The 21,569-nt window shown below is 51.8% G+C and carries 22 protein-coding genes and 1 other annotated feature; of the genes, 14 read left to right on the plus strand and 8 right to left on the minus strand.

Translation table 11 applies throughout. The features are described 5' to 3' along the window. Window positions 1–2: 2 nt before the first annotated feature. From trpD to trpL, 3 genes are all read right to left on the minus strand, one after another. Window positions 3–1,598, minus strand: a complete 1,596-nt coding sequence (gene trpD, locus HV041_RS07520) for a bifunctional anthranilate synthase glutamate amidotransferase component TrpG/anthranilate phosphoribosyltransferase TrpD (RefSeq protein ID WP_003020639.1) — start codon at window positions 1,596–1,598, stop codon at window positions 3–5. Next, on the minus strand, window positions 1,598–3,160 hold the full coding sequence (locus HV041_RS07525) for an anthranilate synthase component 1 (protein ID WP_121584716.1): 1,563 nt from the start codon (window positions 3,158–3,160) through the stop codon (window positions 1,598–1,600). The genes trpD and HV041_RS07525 overlap by 1 nt, the downstream gene beginning before the upstream one ends. Before the next feature lie 23 nt (window positions 3,161–3,183). Next, window positions 3,184–3,278: a sequence feature (Trp leader region), on the minus strand. Continuing rightward, the gene (gene trpL, locus HV041_RS07530; RefSeq protein ID WP_133087228.1) at window positions 3,255–3,299 is read right to left on the minus strand and encodes a trp operon leader peptide; all 45 of its coding nucleotides are present in this window, start codon (window positions 3,297–3,299) and stop codon (window positions 3,255–3,257) included. Its footprint overlaps the feature before it by 24 nt. A gap of 135 nt (window positions 3,300–3,434) precedes the next feature. Between trpL and rnm the strand changes: the two genes are divergently transcribed. From rnm to rluB, 3 genes are all read left to right on the plus strand, one after another. After that, window positions 3,435–4,313, plus strand: a complete 879-nt coding sequence (rnm, locus tag HV041_RS07535) for an RNase AM (protein ID WP_048211492.1) — start codon at window positions 3,435–3,437, stop codon at window positions 4,311–4,313. Continuing rightward, window positions 4,310–4,930: an L-threonylcarbamoyladenylate synthase gene (locus tag HV041_RS07540; RefSeq protein ID WP_121584715.1), complete on the plus strand. Its 621-nt coding sequence runs from the start codon at window positions 4,310–4,312 to the stop codon at window positions 4,928–4,930. Before rnm ends, HV041_RS07540 begins: the two co-directional genes overlap by 4 nt. 100 nt (window positions 4,931–5,030) lie before the next feature. After that, window positions 5,031–5,906 carry a 23S rRNA pseudouridine(2605) synthase RluB gene (gene rluB / locus HV041_RS07545; protein ID WP_003020625.1) on the plus strand — a complete coding sequence of 292 codons (876 nt, stop codon included), beginning with the start codon at window positions 5,031–5,033 and terminating at the stop codon, window positions 5,904–5,906. 83 nt (window positions 5,907–5,989) lie between these two features. Here rluB and cobO read toward each other — a convergent pair whose 3' ends face one another. Continuing rightward, on the minus strand, window positions 5,990–6,580 hold the full coding sequence (gene cobO, locus HV041_RS07550; RefSeq protein WP_048211495.1) for a cob(I)yrinic acid a,c-diamide adenosyltransferase: 591 nt from the start codon (window positions 6,578–6,580) through the stop codon (window positions 5,990–5,992). Next, window positions 6,577–7,338 (minus strand): YciK family oxidoreductase, encoded by a 762-nt coding sequence (locus HV041_RS07555; RefSeq protein WP_121584714.1) that lies wholly within the window; start codon window positions 7,336–7,338, stop codon window positions 6,577–6,579. Before HV041_RS07555 ends, cobO begins: the two co-directional genes overlap by 4 nt. Window positions 7,339–7,558: 220 nt before the next feature. Here HV041_RS07555 and sohB point away from each other — a divergent pair, with 220 nt between their 5' ends. After that, on the plus strand, window positions 7,559–8,605 hold the full coding sequence (gene sohB, locus HV041_RS07560) for a protease SohB (protein ID WP_121584713.1): 1,047 nt from the start codon (window positions 7,559–7,561) through the stop codon (window positions 8,603–8,605). Between the two features lie 108 nt (window positions 8,606–8,713). On the opposite strand, the gene HV041_RS07565 is transcribed toward sohB, so the two are convergent. After that, entirely contained in the window at window positions 8,714–8,965 is a 252-nt protein-coding gene (locus HV041_RS07565; RefSeq protein WP_003020616.1) for a YciN family protein, read from the minus strand. A gap of 398 nt (window positions 8,966–9,363) precedes the next feature. On the opposite strand from HV041_RS07565, the gene topA reads away from it, so the two are divergent. The 5 genes from topA (at window position 9,364) to acnA (ending at window position 16,744) form a co-directional block, all read left to right on the plus strand. Continuing rightward, complete coding sequence (gene topA / locus HV041_RS07570; protein ID WP_121584712.1) at window positions 9,364–11,961, plus strand: type I DNA topoisomerase; 2,598 nt, start codon at window positions 9,364–9,366, stop codon at window positions 11,959–11,961. Window positions 11,962–12,169: 208 nt separating this feature from the next. Continuing rightward, window positions 12,170–13,144 (plus strand): HTH-type transcriptional regulator CysB, encoded by a 975-nt coding sequence (gene cysB / locus HV041_RS07575; RefSeq protein WP_005126442.1) that lies wholly within the window; start codon window positions 12,170–12,172, stop codon window positions 13,142–13,144. A gap of 311 nt (window positions 13,145–13,455) precedes the next feature. Then, window positions 13,456–13,596: a YmiA family putative membrane protein gene (locus tag HV041_RS07580; RefSeq protein ID WP_213083770.1), complete on the plus strand. Its 141-nt coding sequence runs from the start codon at window positions 13,456–13,458 to the stop codon at window positions 13,594–13,596. 3 nt (window positions 13,597–13,599) lie between these two features. Then, window positions 13,600–13,770 (plus strand): hypothetical protein, encoded by a 171-nt coding sequence (locus HV041_RS07585; RefSeq protein WP_165712368.1) that lies wholly within the window; start codon window positions 13,600–13,602, stop codon window positions 13,768–13,770. A gap of 298 nt (window positions 13,771–14,068) precedes the next feature. After that, complete coding sequence (acnA, locus tag HV041_RS07590; RefSeq protein ID WP_048211499.1) at window positions 14,069–16,744, plus strand: aconitate hydratase AcnA; 2,676 nt, start codon at window positions 14,069–14,071, stop codon at window positions 16,742–16,744. Between the two features lie 54 nt (window positions 16,745–16,798). Here acnA and ribA read toward each other — a convergent pair whose 3' ends face one another. Then, the gene (gene ribA / locus HV041_RS07595; RefSeq protein WP_005126450.1) at window positions 16,799–17,389 is read right to left on the minus strand and encodes a GTP cyclohydrolase II; all 591 of its coding nucleotides are present in this window, start codon (window positions 17,387–17,389) and stop codon (window positions 16,799–16,801) included. A 196-nt stretch (window positions 17,390–17,585) separates the two neighbouring features. On the opposite strand from ribA, the gene pgpB reads away from it, so the two are divergent. The 5 genes from pgpB to yciH all read left to right on the plus strand — a co-directional run bounded on the left by pgpB (window position 17,586) and on the right by yciH (window position 21,238). Further along, window positions 17,586–18,344 carry a phosphatidylglycerophosphatase B gene (gene pgpB, locus HV041_RS07600; RefSeq protein ID WP_121584711.1) on the plus strand — a complete coding sequence of 253 codons (759 nt, stop codon included), beginning with the start codon at window positions 17,586–17,588 and terminating at the stop codon, window positions 18,342–18,344. A 155-nt stretch (window positions 18,345–18,499) separates the two neighbouring features. Next, on the plus strand, window positions 18,500–18,808 hold the full coding sequence (locus HV041_RS07605; RefSeq protein WP_005126452.1) for a LapA family protein: 309 nt from the start codon (window positions 18,500–18,502) through the stop codon (window positions 18,806–18,808). A 6-nt stretch (window positions 18,809–18,814) separates the two neighbouring features. After that, complete coding sequence (gene lapB / locus HV041_RS07610; RefSeq protein ID WP_101742281.1) at window positions 18,815–19,984, plus strand: lipopolysaccharide assembly protein LapB; 1,170 nt, start codon at window positions 18,815–18,817, stop codon at window positions 19,982–19,984. A gap of 189 nt (window positions 19,985–20,173) precedes the next feature. Continuing rightward, on the plus strand, window positions 20,174–20,911 hold the full coding sequence (gene pyrF, locus HV041_RS07615; protein WP_048211502.1) for an orotidine-5'-phosphate decarboxylase: 738 nt from the start codon (window positions 20,174–20,176) through the stop codon (window positions 20,909–20,911). Next, window positions 20,912–21,238 (plus strand): stress response translation initiation inhibitor YciH, encoded by a 327-nt coding sequence (gene yciH, locus HV041_RS07620; RefSeq protein ID WP_048211503.1) that lies wholly within the window; start codon window positions 20,912–20,914, stop codon window positions 21,236–21,238. A 91-nt stretch (window positions 21,239–21,329) separates the two neighbouring features. On the opposite strand, the gene osmB is transcribed toward yciH, so the two are convergent. Continuing rightward, the gene (osmB, locus tag HV041_RS07625; protein ID WP_003020583.1) at window positions 21,330–21,548 is read right to left on the minus strand and encodes an osmotically-inducible lipoprotein OsmB; all 219 of its coding nucleotides are present in this window, start codon (window positions 21,546–21,548) and stop codon (window positions 21,330–21,332) included. Window positions 21,549–21,569 lie beyond the last annotated feature (21 nt).

Consider the following 21,569-nt stretch of genomic DNA (forward strand, 5'->3'; position numbering starts at 1 on the left):
ATTTACCCTCTCGCTGCCAGTGCAGTAACACGGTCGTAAGCCGCACCGCTGCGCAGCACATTAATCACGGTTTGCGCGTTGGCTTTTAAGTCTTCTTCACCGTGCAGGCGCATTAACATGGCGACATTCGCGGCAACAGCAGCCTCATGAGCGGCCTCACCTTTACCTTGTAACAAGCGACTCAGAATGTCACGGTTTTCTTCCGGCGTGCCGCCAGCCAACTGTTCCTGATGATATGGCGTCAGGCCAAAGTCTTCCGCCGTTAGCTGGTAGCTCTTGATTTCCCCATCGTGCAGCTCAGCCACAATGGTCGGTGCATGCAGCGAAACTTCGTCCATGCCACCACTGTGCACTACGGCTGCTCGCTGATAGCCGAGCACGCGCAGCGTTTCGGCAATCGGCAGCACCAGCTCCGGGCTGTAAACGCCGATCAGCGCCAGCGGCGGATGTGCCGGATTAATCAATGGCCCAAGCACATTAAACAGCGTGCGAGTTTTCAACTGCTGGCGTACCGGCATCGCATGGCGAAAACCGGTGTGGTATTTCGGCGCAAACAGGAAGCACACGCCGAGATCGTCAAGCGCCTGGCGGGATTTATCGGCATTCATATCCAGATTGATGCCAAATGCCGCTAACAGATCCGAAGAACCCGATTTGCTGGAAACGCTGCGGTTACCGTGTTTGGCAACTTTCAGTCCGCAAGCCGCTGCAACAAAGGCGCTGGCGGTGGAAATATTGATACTGTTGCTGCCATCACCACCGGTACCGACAATATCGGCAAACAGATAATCAGGGCGTGGGAACGGGGCGGCATTTTCCAGCAGCGCGGTTGCCGCACCGGCAATTTCATTCGGATGCTCGCCACGAATTTTCATGCTCACCAGCGCCGCTGCCAGTTGTTCCGGCTTCAGTTCACCGCGGACCACGGCAGAGAACAACTGGTGGCTTTCCTGCTGGGACAGCGTCTGAGCCTGATACAGTTTCTCCAGAATAGGTTGCAGCGTATTGGTCTGTTCAAGCTTCTGTTGCGCCCAGGCCAGCGTTTGTTCCAGCAGACGCGCGCCCTGGGTGGTCAGAATGGATTCCGGATGGAACTGGAAACCGCACACGCGATCGGTATCGTGACGCACCGCCATCACCATGCCGTTAAAGTGGGCGTTGATGGTTAATCCTGCCGGAACGTTGCTGCCAACCAGCGAATGATAGCGTGCCACCGGCAGCGGATTCGCCAGACCAGCAAACATTGCCTGACCGTCGTGTTCAATGCTGGACGCTTTGCCGTGCAGGATTTCTCCAGCCTGGCCCACATATCCGCCATAGGCCTCAACAATCGCCTGATGACCCAGACAGATGCCAATGATCGGCAGCTTGCCGCGCAGGCGGGTTAACAGTTCTGGCATGCAACCCGCTTCACTGGGCGCACCAGGACCTGGAGAGAGCATCAGCACCGGATTTTTCATCGTTGCTAAACGGTCAATCAACGTCTGGGCCGGAATATGGTTGCGGTAAATCACCACGTTGTGACCATTAGTACGTAGCTGATCCGCCAGGTTATAGGTAAAAGAGTCAATATTATCGAGCAGCAGAATGTCAGCCATCAGAAAGTCTCCTGTGCGTGGTGTGCGGTGGCGATAGCACGCAGAACCGCACGCGCTTTATTACGGGTTTCATCGGCTTCAGACTGCGGAACAGAATCCAGAACAATCCCGGCACCGGCTTGTACGGTAGCAATACCGTCTTCCACGAGGGCGGAACGAATCACAATACAGGTATCCAGATCGCCATGGGCGGTGAAGTAACCTACGGCACCGCCATAGCTTCCACGGCGTCGACCTTCGGCCTCGGCGATAAGCTGCATAGCGCGAACTTTCGGCGCGCCGCTCAGCGTGCCCATGTTCATACAGGCGCGGTAAGCATGCAGCACATCCAGATCGCTACGTAATTCGCCGACCACGCGCGAAACCAGGTGCATAACGAAGGAGTAACGATCCACTTTGGTGAGATCCGCAACGTAGCGGCTACCCGGCGTACAGATGCGCGCCAGGTCGTTACGCGCCAGGTCAACCAGCATCAGGTGCTCTGAAAGCTCTTTATGGTCGGTACGCATCTCCAGCTCGATACGGCTGTCGAGATCGCGGTCAAGCGTTCCGTCTGCACGACGACCGCGTGGGCGGGTCCCGGCAATCGGGTAAATTTCAATCTGGCGGCTGGTGGCATCGTATTTCAACGAGCTTTCCGGCGATGCGCCGAACAGTGTGAACTCGTTGTCCTGCATGAAAAACATGTACGGGCTGGGGTTGCTTTTCTTCAGCACATAGTAGGCTGCCAGCGGCGACGGGCAGGGCAGCGAGAAACGACGAGATGGAACCACCTGGAAAATTTCGCCCGCGCGAATCGCTTTTTGCATGCCACGTACTACGGCGCCGAACTCTTCATCGCTCTGATTGCATTCGCAGCGCATCTGCGGGACTTCAGTGACGGGCAGCGGCGGTGCGGGTTCGGTGAGCTGTTGGCTCAACTGTGCCAGGCGGGCGTTCAGTCGTAGTTTTTCCTCGTCATTTGGCGTAAAGATGCTGGCCTGAATGCGGGTGCTTTTTTTCTGGTGGTCGATAACCATCAGCGTTTCTGCCAGATAGAAGCAGTAGTCCGGGCACTGGTTACCCGCCTCAAGCTGGGGTAAATCTTCAAATCCGGCAACCAGGTCGTAGGAAAACAGACCGCCGAAGAACATCGCTTCACGTTCCTGCGCCGGAACATTAACCAGTTCCTGCAGTAAACGGAACGCATCAAATACAGAAAGGGAACATAAGCGGGCATCTTCATCCAGCAGCGGGCTTACGCTGGGGAATGTCAACTGACGAGCATTCGGCTGTTTATCGTTGTCAACGCCCGCGGGCAGGGCGGCGTCCAGCAGGGGCAGCAGCGATGCGCCATTCGCCGACAGTGCCTGAATAGTGACAGTGTCACCCAGAGCGGTAATGCGCAATGCGCTGTCGACCAGTAGCAGGCTCTTGAGATCGTCCTTGCTGTCGATATCGGCGGATTCCAGCAGCAGCGTTGCCGGTCGTGCGCCACACACCTGATGAAACAGCGCCGTCGGGTTCTCACGGTAGGCGGCATCGCAGGCGAGCAGTTCAAGTGTTGGTTTTTGTGTTTGCATCGTTATTCTCATTAATTTTGTTCAAAAAAAAGCCCGCTCATTTGGCGGGCCGGGTATCTGGTTGCATATTGCAGACGTAAGACACTGCCCGAAATCAGGAAGTGCGCCACCAACCGTGCAGGATAAATGTTGCTTTCATCTCAGATACCTTCTTCATGTGAACTTGCGTACTAGTTAACTAGTTCGGTGGAATAAAGTCAACACCTGATTTCAGTATATTTGTCGAAACCGTTATGATGGGCGTGTTACGACATTTATTGAAACGGGAGCCGCCTTGAGCGACACGAATTACGCAGTGATTTATGACCTGCACAGCCATACTACTGCTTCTGATGGGCGATTAACGCCAGAAGCCTTAGTACACCGTGCGGTAGAGATGCGAGTCGGTACACTGGCGATCACAGATCATGACACCACGGCGGGCATTGCGGCGGCAAGAGAAGAAATTTCACGTTCAGGTTTAGCGTTAAATTTGATCTCTGGCGTTGAGATATCAACGGTCTGGGAAAACCATGAGATCCATATAGTGGGTCTGAACATTGATATCGCGCATCCAGTGATGTGCGACTTTCTGGCGCAACAGACGGAACGTCGCCAGCAGCGCGCGCGCCTGATTGCTGAACGGCTCGACAAAGCGCACATTCCCGGCGCATGGGAAGGGGCTCTACGACTGGCTGATGGCGGGGCGGTTACGCGGGGGCATTTTGCGCGTTTCCTGGTGGAATGTGGCAAAGCCACAACCATGGCGGATGTCTTTAAAAAATATCTTGCTCGTGGGAAAACCGGTTACGTTCCGCCACAGTGGTGTACAATAGAACAAGCTATTGATGTCATTCATCATTCTGGCGGTAAGGCAGTTCTGGCTCATCCTGGTCGGTACGATCTTAGCGCTAAGTGGCTGAAAAGACTGGTTGCGCATTTTGCTGAGCACCGCGGTGACGCGATGGAGGTGGCACAGTGCCAGCAGTCTCCCAATGAACGCACCCATCTGGCGACGCTTGCGCGTCAGCATCAACTGTGGGCATCGCAAGGGTCTGATTTTCATCTACCCTGCCCATGGATTGAACTGGGGCGTAAACTCTGGTTGCCCGCAGGCGTAGAAGGCGTCTGGCAACTTTGGGAGCAGCCCGAGACCACAGAGAGGAAAGTATGAGCCAGTTTTTTTATATTCATCCCGAAAACCCGCAGCAGCGACTGATCAACCAGGCCGTTGATATCGTGCGGAAAGGTGGGGTGATTGTCTATCCAACCGATTCCGGCTATGCGTTGGGGTGTAAAATTGAAGATAAAGGTGCAATGGAGCGCATTTGTCGCATCCGTCACCTGCCGGACGGGCACAACTTTACGCTGATGTGCCGTGACCTGTCTGAACTGTCGACCTATTCGTTTGTCGACAACGTGGCCTTCCGATTAATTAAAAACAACACGCCGGGCAATTACACCTTCATCCTTAAGGGGACGAAAGAGGTTCCGCGCCGCTTGTTGCAGGAAAAACGTAAGACTATCGGCCTTCGTGTACCCTCGAACCCAATTGCACTGGCGCTGCTTGAAGCGCTGGGCGAGCCGATGCTCTCCACATCACTGATGCTGCCGGGCAGTGATTTTACTGAGTCAGATCCGGAAGAAATTAAAGACCGTCTGGAGAAACTGGTGGATTTGATTATCCATGGTGGATATCTTGGCCAACAGCCGACCACGGTCATCGATTTAACCGACGATTCCCCGGTGGTATTGCGCGAAGGTGTTGGTGACGTTAAACCTTTCTTATAAGGGCGCGAACCGCTATACTACGCGGCCTTAAAATGGCGCTGACTGGCGCCGTTGATTCTCCTGTTCGACGCCTGTGAAGGCGACACCTAAAGGAAGCTCTATGAGCGAAAAGTTACAAAAAGTGCTGGCGCGTGCTGGCCACGGTTCTCGCCGTGAAATTGAATCCATAATTGCCGCGGGTCGCGTGAGCGTTGATGGCAAAATTGCCACGCTCGGCGATCGCGTTGAAGTGACGCCGGGTCTGAAAATCCGTATCGACGGTCATCTGATTTCGGTGAAAGAATCTGCAGAACAAATCTGCCGCGTTCTGGCTTATTACAAGCCGGAAGGTGAACTGTGTACCCGTAACGACCCGGAAGGTCGTCCGACCGTATTTGATCGCCTGCCAAAACTGCGCGACGCGCGCTGGATTGCCGTAGGTCGTCTGGACGTGAACACCTGTGGTCTGCTGCTGTTTACTACTGATGGTGAACTGGCGAACCGTCTGATGCACCCGAGCCGTGAAGTTGAACGCGAGTACGCGGTGCGAGTATTCGGTCAGGTTGACGATGCTAAACTGCGTGATCTGAGCCGTGGCGTACAGTTGGAAGATGGTCCGGCTGCGTTTAAAACGATCAAGTTCAGCGGTGGTGAAGGGATTAACCAGTGGTATAACGTCACGCTGACTGAAGGCCGCAACCGCGAGGTTCGCCGTCTGTGGGAAGCGGTAGGTGTGCAGGTAAGCCGTCTGATCCGTGTACGCTACGGTGATATCCCGCTGCCGAAAGGCCTGCCGCGTGGTGGCTGGACAGAGCTTGATCTTGCTCAGACCAACTATTTGCGTGAACTGGTGGAGCTGAAGCCAGAAACGACCTCTAAAGTGGCCGTCGAGAAAGATCGTCGCCGTATGAAGGCGAATCAGATCCGTCGTGCGGTGAAACGTCACTCTCAGGTCGGCAGCAGCCGTCGCCCGGGCGGACGCAGCAACAACGGTTAATCATGACCAGGCCTGATAAGCAAAGCGCCATCAGGCGTTAGCGTGGAGCCGGATGCGGCGCAAGCGCCTTATCCGGCCTGCTGTTAGTAATCAATCCCCATTTGGGCTTTAATGCCCGCCTCAAAAGCATGCTTGACCGGACGCAACTCGCTGACCGTGTCGGCTAACTCCAGAATATCGCGATGGCATCCTCGACCAGTAATAATGACCGTCTGCTGGGCTGGGCGCGCGTTTAAGGCGTTGATCACCTCTTCAAGCGGTAGGTAGTCGTAGGCCACCATATACGTCAGTTCATCCAGCACAACCATATCCAGCTCAGGTTCGGTCAACATTCGCTTACCGTGTTCCCATACGGCCAGACAGGCAGCGGTGTCAGCTTCACGATTCTGTGTTTCCCAGGTAAACCCGGTCGCCATCACCTGAAATTCTACACCATGAGGTTCGAGCAGGTTTCTTTCGCCGTTTGGCCATGTACCTTTAATGAACTGCACTACACCGACTTTTTTGCCGTGGCCCACCGCGCGGGTCGCTGTACCGAACGCAGCTGTAGTTTTACCTTTACCATTACCGGTAAAAACGATGATAATTCCGCGCTCGTCCCTGGCGGCCGCAACACGCGCGTCAACCCGGTCTTTTACGCGCTGCTGGCGCTGCTGATAGCGTTCTTCACTCATTGGGCAATTCCTGGTTTACGGCCCGGCTGGGCATCAAAAGTCATACCGGTTTTACGGCGGCTGTCATCGCCCATCAGCCACAGGTAAAGCGGCATAATATCGGCGGGGGTTTTGAGTTTTTGCGGATCTTCCGTTGGGAATGCGCTGGCACGCATGCCGGTACGCGTGCCGCCTGGATTAATGGAATTTACGCGCAAATGACGATTCTGGTATTCGTCTGCCAGTACCTGCATCATTCCTTCAGTAGCAAATTTCGAGGTGGCGTACGCTCCCCAGTTAGCCCGTCCCTGACGACCGACGCTGGAGGAGGTGAAGACCAGCGATCCTGAATCTGATTTGAGTAACAACGGCAGCAATGCCTGAGTCAGCATAAAAGTGGCATTTACATTTACCTGCATCACATCCTGCCAGACTTGCGGGTTTTGTTCACTCATTGGACAAATATCGCCGAGTAATCCGGCGTTATGCAGTACGCCATCCAGACGCGGGAAATGTGCAGCAATGCGCTGCGCAAGCTGGTGACATTCTTCAGAGGTACAGGTCAGTAGATCCAGCGTGAACCATTGTGGTTGTGTTCCGTTTTCATCGGCGACGGCGCGGGCAACCTGACGCAATTTTTCTTCATTACGTCCAAGCAGGATAACGGTCGCGCCGTAGCGTGCATAGGTAAGCGCGGCTTCACGCCCGATGCCATCACTGGCTCCGGTGACCAGAATAATGCGATCCTGTAACAGGTCTTGTTTAGGTTGGTAATGCACGGCTACTCCTCGGCGACGTCTGGCCATCTCGTTCGCGATAACTTTTCGGCTTTATGCCTTAAACACTGGTGTTTTTCAATCAGCCAAAGGTAATAACACCGCAAAATGAACACTTTGTCATGCTTTTTGCTGATTCAGCATCGGATGGATGAAGCAAGACGGGTTTACACGCCTGTTGTACACTGAGCGAAAGTAGCGTTGTTTAACCAAGGTGGGTCTCGTGGAATTGTTGTCTGAATATGGGCTGTTTTTGGCAAAAATTGTCACTGTTGTGGTGGCTATTGCGGTGATTGTCATGCTGATTGTAAACGCGACACAACGTAAGCGTCAGCGGGGTGAACTACGCGTTATTAATCTTAGCGATCAATATAAAGAGATGAAGGAAGATCTGTCGATGGCATTGTTGGATAGTCATCAGCAGAAGTTATGGCATAAAGCGCAGAAAAAGAAGCACAAGCTGGAGGCCAAAACCGCTAAAGCCAAAGCAAAACTGGGGGACAGTTCGTCATCAGAAAAACCTCGCGTCTGGGTGCTTGATTTTAAGGGCAGTATGGACGCCCACGAGGTCAGCGCATTACGGGAAGAGGTCACGGCGGTACTGGCAGTGGTGAAACCGCAAGATCAGGTGGTTGTGCGTCTGGAAAGCCCCGGCGGTGTGGTACATGGCTATGGTCTGGCCGCTTCGCAGTTACAACGCCTGCGCGATAAGCAGATCCCGCTAACCGTCACGGTAGATAAAGTCGCTGCCAGCGGCGGATATATGATGGCCTGCGTGGCGGATAAAATTGTCTCAGCGCCGTTTGCCATTGTCGGCTCTATTGGCGTCGTCGCGCAGATCCCAAACTTTAACCGTTTCCTGAAAAGCAAGGATATTGATATCGAACTGCACACGGCAGGACAGTACAAACGCACGCTGACACTGCTTGGTGAAAACACGGAAGAAGGGCGACAGAAATTCCGTGAAGATTTGAATGAAACCCATCATCTGTTTAAACATTTTGTGCAGCGTATGCGTCCAACTCTGGACATTGAGCAGGTTGCCACCGGTGAACACTGGTTCGGGCAACAGGCGTTGGCAAACGGGTTGGTCGATGAGATCAATACCAGTGACGAAGTGATTCTGGGGTTGATGGATGGCCGTGAAGTGCTGAACGTCCGCTATATGCAGCGTAAAAAACTGATGGACCGTTTCACTGGCAGCGCGGCAGAAAGTGCAGACCGCTTACTCATGCGTTGGTGGCAGCGGGGACAGAAGCCCCTGATGTAAAATTGCAATTGCCGGATGGCGATGCCCACGCATCTTATCCGGCCTACAGGTTCAGAGCATCGTAGGCCGGAGAAGGCAGCGCCGCCATCCGGCAAATGATTTCTCGCGTTAATCGATCAAGTGATACTTTTCAGAAAGTACGTGCGCCAGGTGTTTAAACATATTAAACACAGCCGTACTTTTGGGCGTCGGCAGCCCCTGCTCGTCTAAAAAGTAATCTCCGCTGAAAACCAGCACGCCGTTTCGCTGCGTAACGCCGGTGGCGACAATCCCCGCCAGCGTGTCCTCATGCTCACGAATGATTTTGTTGGCTTCAATCAGCAGTGTCTCGCGATCGATGGGTTGAGTGTCTTTATGCATGATTTACTCCTTAAACAAGGACATTAGTCTACGCTGAGCCCGCCTTATGGGCAAATATTCCCTGACATAAATGAAGGTTTTACGACAGTGTTACAACTGGCGAGATTTGTTTTTGCATGCTAATAAAGTTGCGTAACGCATTTTATCAGGTACAGTGTGACGCTTTCGTCAATCTGGCAACAGATTTGCTTGACATTCGACCAATACTTCGTCGTGCTAGAGCGTTTGTGAGAAAAAAAGCCTGTTAACTCAGTTACATGAGAGTTACATTACAAGCGCGAATCAGTTTAAAGGGTTGATATCCGCCGACGCAGAGACCATATCAATGTCTCGTCGCCAGTGGAAGGTGAATCAACGTGCGACGCATTCTGGAAGAATCAAATTAGGTAAAGGTGAATATGGGTAAAGCTCTTGTCATCGTTGAGTCCCCGGCAAAAGCCAAAACGATCAACAAGTATCTGGGTAATGACTACGTGGTGAAATCCAGCGTCGGTCATATCCGTGATTTGCCGACTAGTGGCTCAGCAACTAAAAAGAGCGCCGACTCAACCTCCACCAAAACGGCTAAAAAGCCCAAAAAGGATGAACGTGGCGCTCTCGTCAACCGCATGGGCGTTGACCCGTGGCACAACTGGGATGCGCGCTATGAAGTGCTGCCTGGTAAAGAGAAAGTTGTCTCTGAGCTGAAACAACTGGCTGAAAAAGCCGACCACATCTATCTCGCAACCGACCTTGACCGCGAAGGGGAAGCCATTGCCTGGCACCTGCGGGAAGTTATCGGTGGCGACGACACCCGCTACAGCCGCGTGGTGTTTAACGAAATTACTAAAAATGCTATTCGTCAGGCGTTTGAAAAACCGGGCGAGTTGAACATCGATCGTGTTAATGCGCAACAGGCTCGCCGCTTTATGGACCGTGTTGTGGGCTATATGGTGTCGCCGCTGCTGTGGAAAAAAATTGCCCGTGGCCTGTCTGCTGGCCGCGTACAGTCGGTTGCCGTGCGTCTGGTGGTTGAGCGTGAACGCGAAATCAAGGCATTTGTACCCGAAGAGTTCTGGGAAATTGATGCCAATACCACGACGCCAGGCGGCGATGCGTTACCGCTCGAAGTGACGCATCAGAACGATAAACCGTTCCGTCCGGTTAATCGCGAGCAAACACTCGCGGCAGTAAGCCTGCTGGAAAAAGCGCGCTACAGCGTTCTGGAACGTGAAGATAAGCCGACCAGCAGCAAGCCGGGCGCGCCGTTCATCACCTCCACGCTACAGCAGGCTGCGAGCACGCGTCTGGGCTTCGGTGTGAAGAAAACCATGATGATGGCGCAGCGCTTGTATGAAGCGGGTTACATCACTTACATGCGTACTGACTCAACCAACCTGAGCCAGGATGCAGTGACTATGGTTCGCGATTACATCAGCGATAATTTTGGTAAAAAATATCTGCCGGAGAGCGCGAACCAGTACGCCAGCAAAGAGAACTCGCAGGAAGCGCACGAAGCTATCCGTCCTTCCGATGTCGCCGTACAGGCGGAATCGCTGAAAGATATGGAAGCCGATGCGCAAAAACTGTATCAGTTGATCTGGCGCCAGTTTGTTGCCTGTCAGATGACCCCTGCTAAATATGATTCCACCACGCTGACCGTGGGCGCGGGTGATTTCCGTCTGAAGGCGCGCGGTCGTATTCTGCGCTTCGATGGCTGGACGAAAGTAATGCCTGCACTGCGTAAGGGTGATGAAGATCGCATCTTACCGGCGGTAGAAAAAGGCGATATGCTGACGCTTATCGAACTGACGCCAGCACAGCACTTTACTAAACCGCCTGCGCGCTTCAGTGAGGCTTCGCTGGTTAAAGAGCTTGAAAAGCGTGGCATTGGTCGTCCATCTACCTATGCGTCGATCATTTCTACGATTCAGGATCGCGGTTATGTTCGCGTGGAGAACCGTCGTTTCTACGCAGAAAAAATGGGTGAAATCGTCACCGATCGTCTGGAAGAAAACTTCCGCGAACTGATGAACTACGATTTCACCGCGCAGATGGAAGACAGCCTTGACCAGGTGGCGAACCACGAAGCCGAGTGGAAAGGTGTGCTCGACAACTTCTTCAGCGATTTTACTCAGCAACTGGATAAAGCCGAGAAAGATCCTGAAGAAGGCGGTATGCGTCCGAACCAGATGGTGCTGACCAGCATTGATTGTCCGACATGTGGGCGCAAGATGGGTATTCGTACCGCCAGCACCGGCGTTTTCCTTGGTTGCTCCGGCTACGCACTTTCCCCGAAAGAGCGTTGCAAAACCACCATTAACCTGGTGCCGGAAAACGAAGTATTGAACGTGCTGGAAGGCGACGACGCGGAAACGAACGCATTGCGCGCCAAACGCCGCTGCCAGAAGTGCGGTACGGCAATGGACAGTTATCTTATCGATCCTAAGCGTAAATTGCATGTGTGTGGTAATAACCCAACCTGCGACGGCTACGAGATCGAAGAGGGCGAGTTCCGCATTAAGGGTTATGACGGTCCTGTCGTTGAGTGCGAGAAATGTGGTTCTGAAATGCACCTGAAAATGGGGCGTTTCGGTAAATACATGGCATGTACTAACGACGAGTGTAAAAACACCCGTAAGATCCTGCGTAACGGCGAAGTGGCTCCGCCGAAAGAAGATCCTGTTCCGTTGCCGGAACTGCCGTGTGAAAAATCGGACGCGTATTTCGTGTTGCGTGATGGTGCAGCAGGTATTTTCCTGGCTGCGAACACCTTCCCGAAATCACGTGAAACCCGTGCGCCGTTAGTGGAAGAGTTGTATCGCTTCCGCGATCGTTTGCCGGAAAAACTGCGCTATCTGGCCGATGCGCCGCAGACGGACCCCGATGGTAATAAGTCGATGGTTCGCTTTAGCCGTAAAACTAAGCAGCAGTATGTCGCTGCGGAAAAAGACGGTAAAGCAACCGGGTGGTCTGCATTTTTCGTTGATGGCAAATGGGTAGAAGGGAAGAAATAACAGCATTCCGGCTGAATTTCTCCTCAAAGGGTCGCGTAAGCGGCCCTTTTTGTTTCTGGCGTATTATTTTTTGTCATCCCTATACAGCGTACATAGAAATGATATAGTGGTTATAGTTGGCAGGCTTTTTATTATTAAATCGTATTAGCAGCGCGTGTGAGTCTGCTTTTAAACGATGTTCTGATGGCATAATTCTGGATGGCTTAACATGAAATTACAGCAGCTTCGCTATATCGTTGAGGTGGTAAATCACAACCTTAATGTCTCCTCAACGGCCGAAGGACTCTATACCTCCCAGCCAGGGATCAGTAAGCAAGTTCGTATGCTGGAAGATGAGCTTGGCATCCAGATTTTTGCCCGTAGCGGTAAGCACCTGACGCAGGTGACTCCGGCAGGGCAGGAAGTTATTCGTATTGCCCGCGAAGTCTTGTCTAAAGTGGATGCTATTAAGTCGGTTGCAGGTGAACATACCTGGCCCGACAAAGGCTCGTTGTATATCGCCACCACGCACACCCAGGCGCGTTACGCGCTGCCCAACGTGATTAAAGGTTTTATTGAGCGTTATCCTCGCGTCTCGTTGCATATGCATCAGGGATCGCCGACGCAAATTGCCGAGGCTGTTTCGAAAGGGAATGCTGATTTTGCCATCGCGACGGAAGCACTGCATTTGTACGATGATCTGGTGATGCTGCCATGCTATCACTGGAACCGTTCGATTGTTGTTACGCCAGACCATCCGTTGGCAGGCAAAGCCTCCGTATCCATTGAAGAGCTGGCGCAATATCCGCTGGTGACCTACACGTTTGGATTTACCGGACGCTCGGAGTTGGACACTGCGTTCAACCGTGCGGGGCTGGAGCCGCGTATTGTCTTTACCGCGACTGATGCCGATGTTATTAAGACCTATGTCCGACTGGGGCTGGGCGTGGGCGTGATTGCCAGCATGGCGGTAGATCCTATCTCTGATCCGGATCTGGTGCGTGTTGATGCTCATGATATTTTCAGTCACAGCACCACTAAAATTGGTTTTCGTCGCAGCACGTTTTTACGCAGCTACATGTATGATTTTATTCAGCGTTTCGCACCGCATCTGACACGCGATGTGGTGGATACGGCGGTGGCGTTGCGTTCCAACGATGATATTGAAGCTATGTTCAAAGATATTAAATTGCCAGAGAAATAATAACGGAAGTTGCCTCGTTGGTATCCTGGTTCTCCAGCCATACCAGCGGGGCGGTTGAATGTACTCATGATTTTTTATTTGTCTATTATCCCTATATTATTTATGGAAAATATTCTCCAAAGTAGTTTCAACTGAGTAACCCTGCCAAAATCCCTTTCAAATATTTATAACCGATCAAACAATTAAGTTATTTATAAAGCTGGGTTCGAAAATTATCTGGCTTTTTCAGGATGTTTTTATTAGGATTCCTCTTATCTGATGATTAATTGTACCGATTGTTTGGTGCCTAAATGATAAGTGATTTCGATAGTATGAGGTTAGCAATGCCTTCTGGAAACCAGCCTGCGCGCAGAGATCCCGCGATGAAACGTAAAGCATGGTTCATCGTGTTTCTGGGCTCCGCCGTGTTCTGGATCGTGGTTGCTCTGGTGGTCTGGAAAGTGTGGGGGTAATTGATGTCCACGCAGGAACAGCAGTCTACTGTTACACCTGCTCATCATAATAATGAGCAAGAGAATGAAACCGGTATAGAAAAAAAGCAGGATATTCCCGCTTCGTGGGATCTTTCACCTGAGCAACGGGCATTTATTGATCTGTTTATTGAAGATGATAAGCAAGAACAATAAGCAATACGTGTTTTATAATAAGTATTAACATGCTTATTGAATTCAGTATGAATAATCACATCGCAATCGCAGTACGCCATCTAAACAGCGTATTGTCGGTTGCATCGATGTATCGGGTCCTTTCATTTACCGCACTTTAATCTTATTCCCCGCCACTTGCATAGTTCGTTACCTTTTTGTCGTTCTCCTCGTTTATCAATTTGAGTTGTTATCAAAGCGTTACATTTTGTTTGTGTTATCTTTAATACTAACCCTGATGAAAATCAGGGGATCCAACCCTGTCATTTAAGGAGGAGCTATGTCGTCTACCCTACGAGAAGCCAGTAAGGACACATTGCAGGTTAAAGATAAAACCTACCGCTACTACAGTTTGCCCCTGGCTGCCAAATCACTGGGTGATATCACCCGTTTACCTAAATCACTAAAAGTATTGCTGGAAAACCTGCTTCGCTGGCAGGACGGTGACTCTGTTACCGAAGAGGATATTCATGCTCTGGCGCAATGGTTGAAAACGGCGCATGCCGAGCGCGAAATTGCCTACCGACCCGCTCGCGTTCTCATGCAGGACTTTACCGGCGTTCCGGCAGTGGTCGATCTGGCTGCCATGCGCGAAGCGGTTAAACGCCTTGGCGGGGATACAGCAAAAGTGAACCCGCTTTCACCTGTTGATCTGGTTATTGATCACTCCGTTACGGTCGATCGTTTTGGTGACGATGATGCTTTTGAAGAGAACGTTCGACTGGAAATGGAGCGCAACCATGAGCGCTATGTGTTCCTTAAATGGGGGCAGCAGGCGTTTAGCCGATTCAGTGTCGTTCCACCGGGAACAGGAATTTGCCACCAGGTAAACCTCGAATACCTGGGTAAAGCGGTGTGGAGTGAGCTGCAAAACGGCGAGTGGATCGCTTACCCGGACACGCTGGTCGGTACCGATTCCCATACCACGATGATTAATGGTCTCGGTGTGCTGGGCTGGGGTGTCGGAGGGATTGAAGCTGAGGCCGCCATGCTGGGGCAACCGGTTTCAATGCTGATTCCGGATGTCGTGGGCTTCAAACTTGTTGGTAAACTTCGCGAAGGGATCACCGCTACCGATCTGGTACTGACCGTCACGCAGATGCTGCGTAAACACGGTGTGGTCGGTAAATTTGTTGAGTTCTATGGTGATGGGCTGGACAGCCTGCCGCTCGCTGACCGGGCGACCATTGCTAACATGTCGCCGGAATACGGCGCAACCTGCGGCTTTTTCCCGATTGACGGGGTAACTCTTGAGTACATGCGTCTGAGTGGGCGTAGTGAAGAGCAGGTTGAATTAGTCGGTGCGTATGCTAAAGCACAGGGGATGTGGCGTAACCCAGGTGATGAGCCTGTGTTTACCAGCTCACTGGAACTGGACATGGGCACTGTGGAAGCCAGTCTGGCCGGGCCGAAGCGTCCACAGGATCGTGTCGCATTGGGTGATGTGCCGAAAGCATTCGCCGCGAGTAATGAACTTGAAGTGAATAGCTCGCAAAAAGATCGTCAACCGGTCGACTATGTCATGAGCGGTCATCAATATCAGTTACCGGATGGTGCTGTGGTGATTGCAGCGATCACGTCATGTACCAACACCTCCAACCCCAGCGTCCTGATGGCGGCTGGGTTGCTGGCGAAAAAAGCAGTGACGCTTGGTCTGAAGCGCCAACCGTGGGTGAAAGCGTCGCTGGCGCCTGGGTCAAAAGTCGTCTCTGATTACCTGGCGCAGGCAAAACTGACGCCGTATCTTGATGAGCTGGGTTTTAACCTTGTTGGTTATGGCTGTACTACCTGTATCGGCAACTCTGGCCCGTTACCTGACCCTATTGAAACGGCGATTAAAAAAGGTGATCTGACGGTAGGGGCGGTACTTTCCGGTAACCGTAACTTTGAAGGGCGTATCCACCCGCTGGTGAAGACAAACTGGCTGGCTTCTCCGCCGCTGGTGGTGGCTTATGCGCTGGCCGGGAATATGAATATTGATCTGACGAAAGACCCGCTGGGTCATGACAGAAAAGGCGATCCTGTCTATCTGAAAGATATCTGGCCGAGTGCGCAGGAAATTGCCCGTGCCGTGGAGCAGGTCTCTACCGAGATGTTCCATAAAGAGTATGCCGAAGTGTTCGAAGGCACGCCGGAATGGAAGTCGATTAATGTTGATCGTGCAGACACCTATGGCTGGCAGTCGGACTCAACCTACATCCGGTTATCACCGTTCTTTGATGGTATGCAGGCGAAGCCGGACCCGGTACAGGATATCCATGGTGCTCGTATCCTGGCGATGCTCGGCGATTCCGTCACCACCGATCATATTTCTCCTGCGGGGAGCATCAAGCCGGACAGCCCGGCGGGTCGCTATCTGCAAAGCCACGGTGTTGAGCGCAAAGATTTTAACTCCTACGGTTCTCGCCGTGGAAACCACGAAGTAATGATGCGTGGCACGTTTGCCAATATCCGTATCCGTAACGAAATGGTACCGGGTGTGGAAGGGGGGATGACGCGTCATTTGCCGGGTACAGAAGTGATGGCTATCTATGACGCCGCTATGCAATACCAGCAAGAGAAGACCCCGTTGGCGATTGTTGCTGGCAAGGAGTATGGCTCGGGTTCCAGTCGGGACTGGGCGGCGAAAGGCCCGCGTTTGTTAGGTATTCGCGTAGTAATCGCCGAATCTTTTGAGCGCATCCACCGTTCTAACCTGATTGGCATGGGGATCCTGCCTCTGGAATTTCCGCAGGGGGTTACACGTAAAACCCTGGGGTTAACCGGGGAGGAAGTCATTGATATTACGGACTTACAAAATATTAAACCGGGAGCGACTATCCCGGTGAATATGGTCCGTGCGGATGGGCGAAAAGAGGTGATTTCGTGTCGTTGTCGTATTGATACCGCGACAGAGCTGACCTATTACCAAAACGATGGTATTTTGCACTATGTTATTCGTAATATGTTGAATTAAATTATAAAAAAGCCTGCGGAAGCAGGCTTTTTGTACTGTCAGCAAGCGAGAATGTCACTCGCTTAACAGATGTCCCATCTTAGCGGCTTTGGTATCCAGATAGTGTTCATTCTTCGGGTTACGGCCAACAATTAGCGGCACACGCTCCACAATATTGATCCCAGCTTCTGTCAGAATTTCCACTTTCTTCGGGTTATTGGTTAGCAGACGGACTTCATCCACGCCCAATAATTTGAACATATCAGCACACAAGGTGAAGTCACGCTCGTCCGCCGCAAAGCCTAACTGATGGTTGGCTTCGACGGTGTCATAGCCCTGATCCTGCAACGCATAGGCGCGGATCTTATTCAACAGGCCGATGTTACGTCCTTCCTGACGATGGTAGAGCAGAATACCGCGTCCTTCTTCAGCGATATGCGTAAGCGCCGCTTCCAGCTGAAAGCCACAATCACAACGCAGACTGAACAGCGCATCGCCGGTCAGACATTCGGAATGAACACGTGCCAGGACAGGCGTCTGGCCTGAAATATCGCCAAAAACCAGTGCGACATGATCGTGTCCGGTTGCCAGTTCTTCAAATCCCACCATCAGGAAATCACCCCAGGGGGTTGGCAGTTTGGCTTCTGCCACACGTTTAAGCTGCATGTAATTCTCCAGATTATGCTGGCACTGTGCGTGCCGTCGCCTGTTGGCTTCTGTATTGCACTATTTTGCCATAAGGCAAGGGTGTTCACCTAATTGCAGCAACGCATTCATTTCCGAATGGCACAAAATTGTCAATTTCCCCGGTGTGCGGATTTTTCAGTTATGATTGTGGGACTTATCGACGAAAGGAGACGCAATGCTGTCTATTGCCAAGCGAACCACTGTAGGCGCAGCACTGTTACTGATTATGCCGGTTTCCGTATGGATATCCGGCTGGAGCTGGCAGCCTGGACAGAATGTCTGGTGGTTAAAATCCTTATACTGGGTAACTGAAACGGTGACGCAACCCTGGGGGATTATCACCCATGTTGTTCTCTGTGCGTGGTTTTTGTGGTGTCTGCGATTTCGTCTGAAAGCTGCGTTTATGCTATTTGCGATCCTGGCGGCGGCTATCTTAATTGGCCAGGGTGTGAAATCCTGGGTTAAAGAGAGGGTGCAGGAGCCCCGGCCATTTGTTCTGTGGCTGGAAAAAACGCACCATGTTCCGGTAGATGAGTTCTACACTTTAAAACGTAAAGATCGCGGACACTTAGTAAAAGAGCAGTTGTCCGGGCAGCAGGATATTCCGCCTTTTTTACGTAAGCACTGGCAAAAAGAGACCGGTTTTGCTTTCCCTTCCGGGCATACTCTGTTTGCTGCCAGTTGGGCGTTACTGGGTGTCGGGTTGTTATGGCCACGCAGGCGCACGCTGACGATTGTGCTCTTACTCGTCTGGGCGACCGGCGTAATGGGCAGTCGTTTGCTTCTGGGCATGCACTGGCCGCGCGATTTGGTTGTTGCGACGCTGATATCGTGGCTGCTGGTAACGCTGGCAACATGGCTTGCACAGCGAATATGTGGACCTCTGACACCGCCCGTCCAGGAGACAAAGGAAATAGCGCAGCGTGAGCAATAACGCAGACCGTGATTGATTTTTCAAATTTAGCCCTCAAATCATACAGCGTAAGGCGCTTTTCCGTTTCGCACTTGTCGTGAAAATGGTAATTTAAAGGGCTTAACGCGGTAAGTTGTACACGATTTATTCGCTCAAACCACATAACGGGAAGTAATGTGAAATATTTACTCATTTTCTTACTGGTGTTGGCGATTTTTGTTATTTCGGTGACATTGGGTGCGCAAAACGATCAACAGGTAACGTTTAATTACCTGCTAGCTCAGGGTGAGTATCGTATCTCCACGCTGCTTGCTGTATTGTTTGCAGCAGGCTTTGCGATTGGTTGGTTAATTTGCGGCCTGTTCTGGCTGAAGGTTCGTGTGTCTCTTGCGCGCGCCGAACGCAAAATTAAACGCCTGGAAAACCAGCTTGCGCCTGCGACCGACGTTGCGGTAACTGCCGACTCGTCGGTTGTGAAGGAATAATTATTTATGTTGGAGTTGTTGTTTCTGCTTTTGCCTGTAGCCGCTGCCTATGGGTGGTATATGGGTCGCAGAAGTGCGCAACAAACAAAGCAGGATGAAGCTAACCGTCTTTCGCGCGACTATGTCGCCGGGGTTAACTTCCTCTTGAGCAACCAACAAGATAAAGCGGTAGATCTGTTCCTCGATATGTTGAAAGAGGATACCGGCACCGTTGAGGCTCATCTCACCCTCGGAAACCTGTTCCGCTCACGCGGTGAAGTCGACCGCGCTATCCGTATCCACCAAACCCTCATGGAAAGTGCTTCGCTGACTTACGAGCAACGTTTGTTGGCTGTACAGCAGTTGGGACGTGACTACATGGCAGCCGGATTGTATGACCGTGCGGAAGACATGTTCAATCAGCTGACTGATGAAACGGATTTCCGTGTAGGGGCATTGCAGCAACTGTTGCAAATCTATCAGGCAACCAGCGAATGGCAAAAAGCCATTGATGTTGCAGAACGACTGGTGAAACTCGGCAAAGATAAACAGCGTATTGAAATCGCGCATTTTTACTGTGAACTGGCCTTGCAGCAAATGGGCAGCGACGATATGGATCGCGCCATGGCATTGCTGAAAAAAGGAGCTGCTGCAGACAAAAACAGTGCTCGTGTCTCGATTATGATGGGGCGCGTTTACATGCTGAAGGGAGATTACGCGAAGGCCGTTGAATGCCTGCAACGCGTGATCTCGCAGGATAAAGAGTTGGTCAGTGAAACGCTGGAAATGCTGCAGAGCTGCTACCAACAGTTGGGTAAAAACGATGAATGGGCGGAGTTTTTACGCCGTGCGGTCGAAGAAAACACCGGTGCTGCCGCTGAGTTGATGCTGGCTGATATTCTTGAGGCGCGCGAGGGTACTGATACTGCGCAGGTTTATATTACCCGTCAGTTGCAACGTCATCCGACGATGCGCGTGTTCCATAAACTGATGGATTACCACCTTAATGAAGCGGAAGAAGGGCGCGCAAAAGAGAGTCTGATGGTCCTGCGCGATATGGTTGGTGAGCAGGTGCGCAGCAAGCCGCGTTATCGTTGCCAGAAGTGCGGGTTTACTGCTTATTCGCTGTACTGGCACTGCCCATCGTGCCGCTCCTGGTCAACCATTAAGCCAATTCGCGGTCTGGACGGGCTCTAATTTTTAAAAAAAACTCACTTTAGTTACAACATACTTATTTATTTTTCTTCATCCAGCGCTCAGGCTCCTGAGCCACATCGTTTCGCAGAAATGTAAACGCACCTGTTAATTTTCTATTACCACAGGTAGAATGCACGCCGTTTATCCATTTTGCGCCGTTCGTGCGCCCATCATCAAGAAGGTCTGGTCATGACGTTTACTGCTTCATCTTCTTCCCGCGCAGCTACTGATTCTCCCGTCGTTGTCGCGTTGGATTACTCAAATCGTGATAAGGCATTAGCGTTTGTCGACAGAATTGATCCCCGTGATTGTCGTTTGAAAGTGGGCAAAGAGATGTTCACGCTTTTTGGACCTCAATTGGTACGGGATCTGCAACAACGTGGCTTCGACATCTTTTTGGATTTGAAATTTCATGATATTCCCAACACCACGGCGCATGCCGTCGCGGCAGCTGCTGACCTTGGCGTCTGGATGGTAAACGTGCATGCTTGTGGTGGGGCACGAATGATGACCGCTGCCCGCGAGGCATTACTGCCTTTTGGTAAAGATGCGCCACTGTTAATTGCAGTGACGGTCCTGACCAGTATGGAAGCCAGCGACCTTGCCGATCTTGGTGTGACGTTGTCACCTGCGGAGCATGCTGAAAAGTTGGCGCGTTTGACGCAAAATTGTGGGTTGGACGGGGTAGTATGCTCGGCGCATGAAGCGGTGAGGTTCAAGCAGGCGTTTGGACAGACATTCAAGCTGGTGACGCCAGGCATTCGTCCTGAAGGTAGTGAGGCGGGTGACCAGCGCCGTATTATGACGCCACAGCAGGCGCTGGCCGCTGGTGTGGATTATATGGTGATTGGTCGTCCAGTCACGCAGTCGGAAGATCCGGCGCAAACGCTGAAGATGATCAACGCCTCTCTGAATCGAGGTGCATAAATGAGCGACTCAAACTCTCGACTGGTTTATTCAACTGAGTCCGGACGAATTGATGAACCCAGAGTGGTAGCAGAGCGTCCGAAGGGCGATGGTATTGTTCGCATCCAGCGCCAGACCAGCGGTCGTAAAGGTAAGGGCGTTTGCCTGATTACCGGTATTGATCAAGATGACGCTGCACTGGTTAAATTGGCCGCAGAGCTGAAAAAAAAATGTGGTTGTGGTGGGGCAGTGAAGGACGGCGTAATTGAAATTCAGGGTGATAAACGCGACCTGATAAAATCGCTGCTGGAAGCCAAAGGAATGAAAGTTAAGCTGGCCGGCGGCTAATAAAAAAGCCACGGAGAGCATCCGTGGCTTCTCTAATAATACAAACCTGAAAAAGTAAACGTATTATTATATCGAGCCGTTCAACCGTAAATTATTTACCCACCTGGTGGCCGATAATACCACCTACTGCAGCACCACCCAGCGTACCCAGCGTGCTGCCGTCAGTCAGGACTGCACCGCCTATCGCACCCGCACCAGCACCTATCGCAGTGTTACGGTCACGTTTGGACCAGTTAGAGCAGGCACTCAAAGACATTGCTAGTGTAATCGCCAGAATGGCAGCGGTCATTTTTTTGCTCGTTACTAACATAATACTTTCTCCTGAATTATT

It is taken from the genome of Citrobacter sp. RHBSTW-00029, from assembly GCF_014104295.1.
GTDB classification, from domain to species: domain Bacteria; phylum Pseudomonadota; class Gammaproteobacteria; order Enterobacterales; family Enterobacteriaceae; genus Citrobacter; species Citrobacter youngae.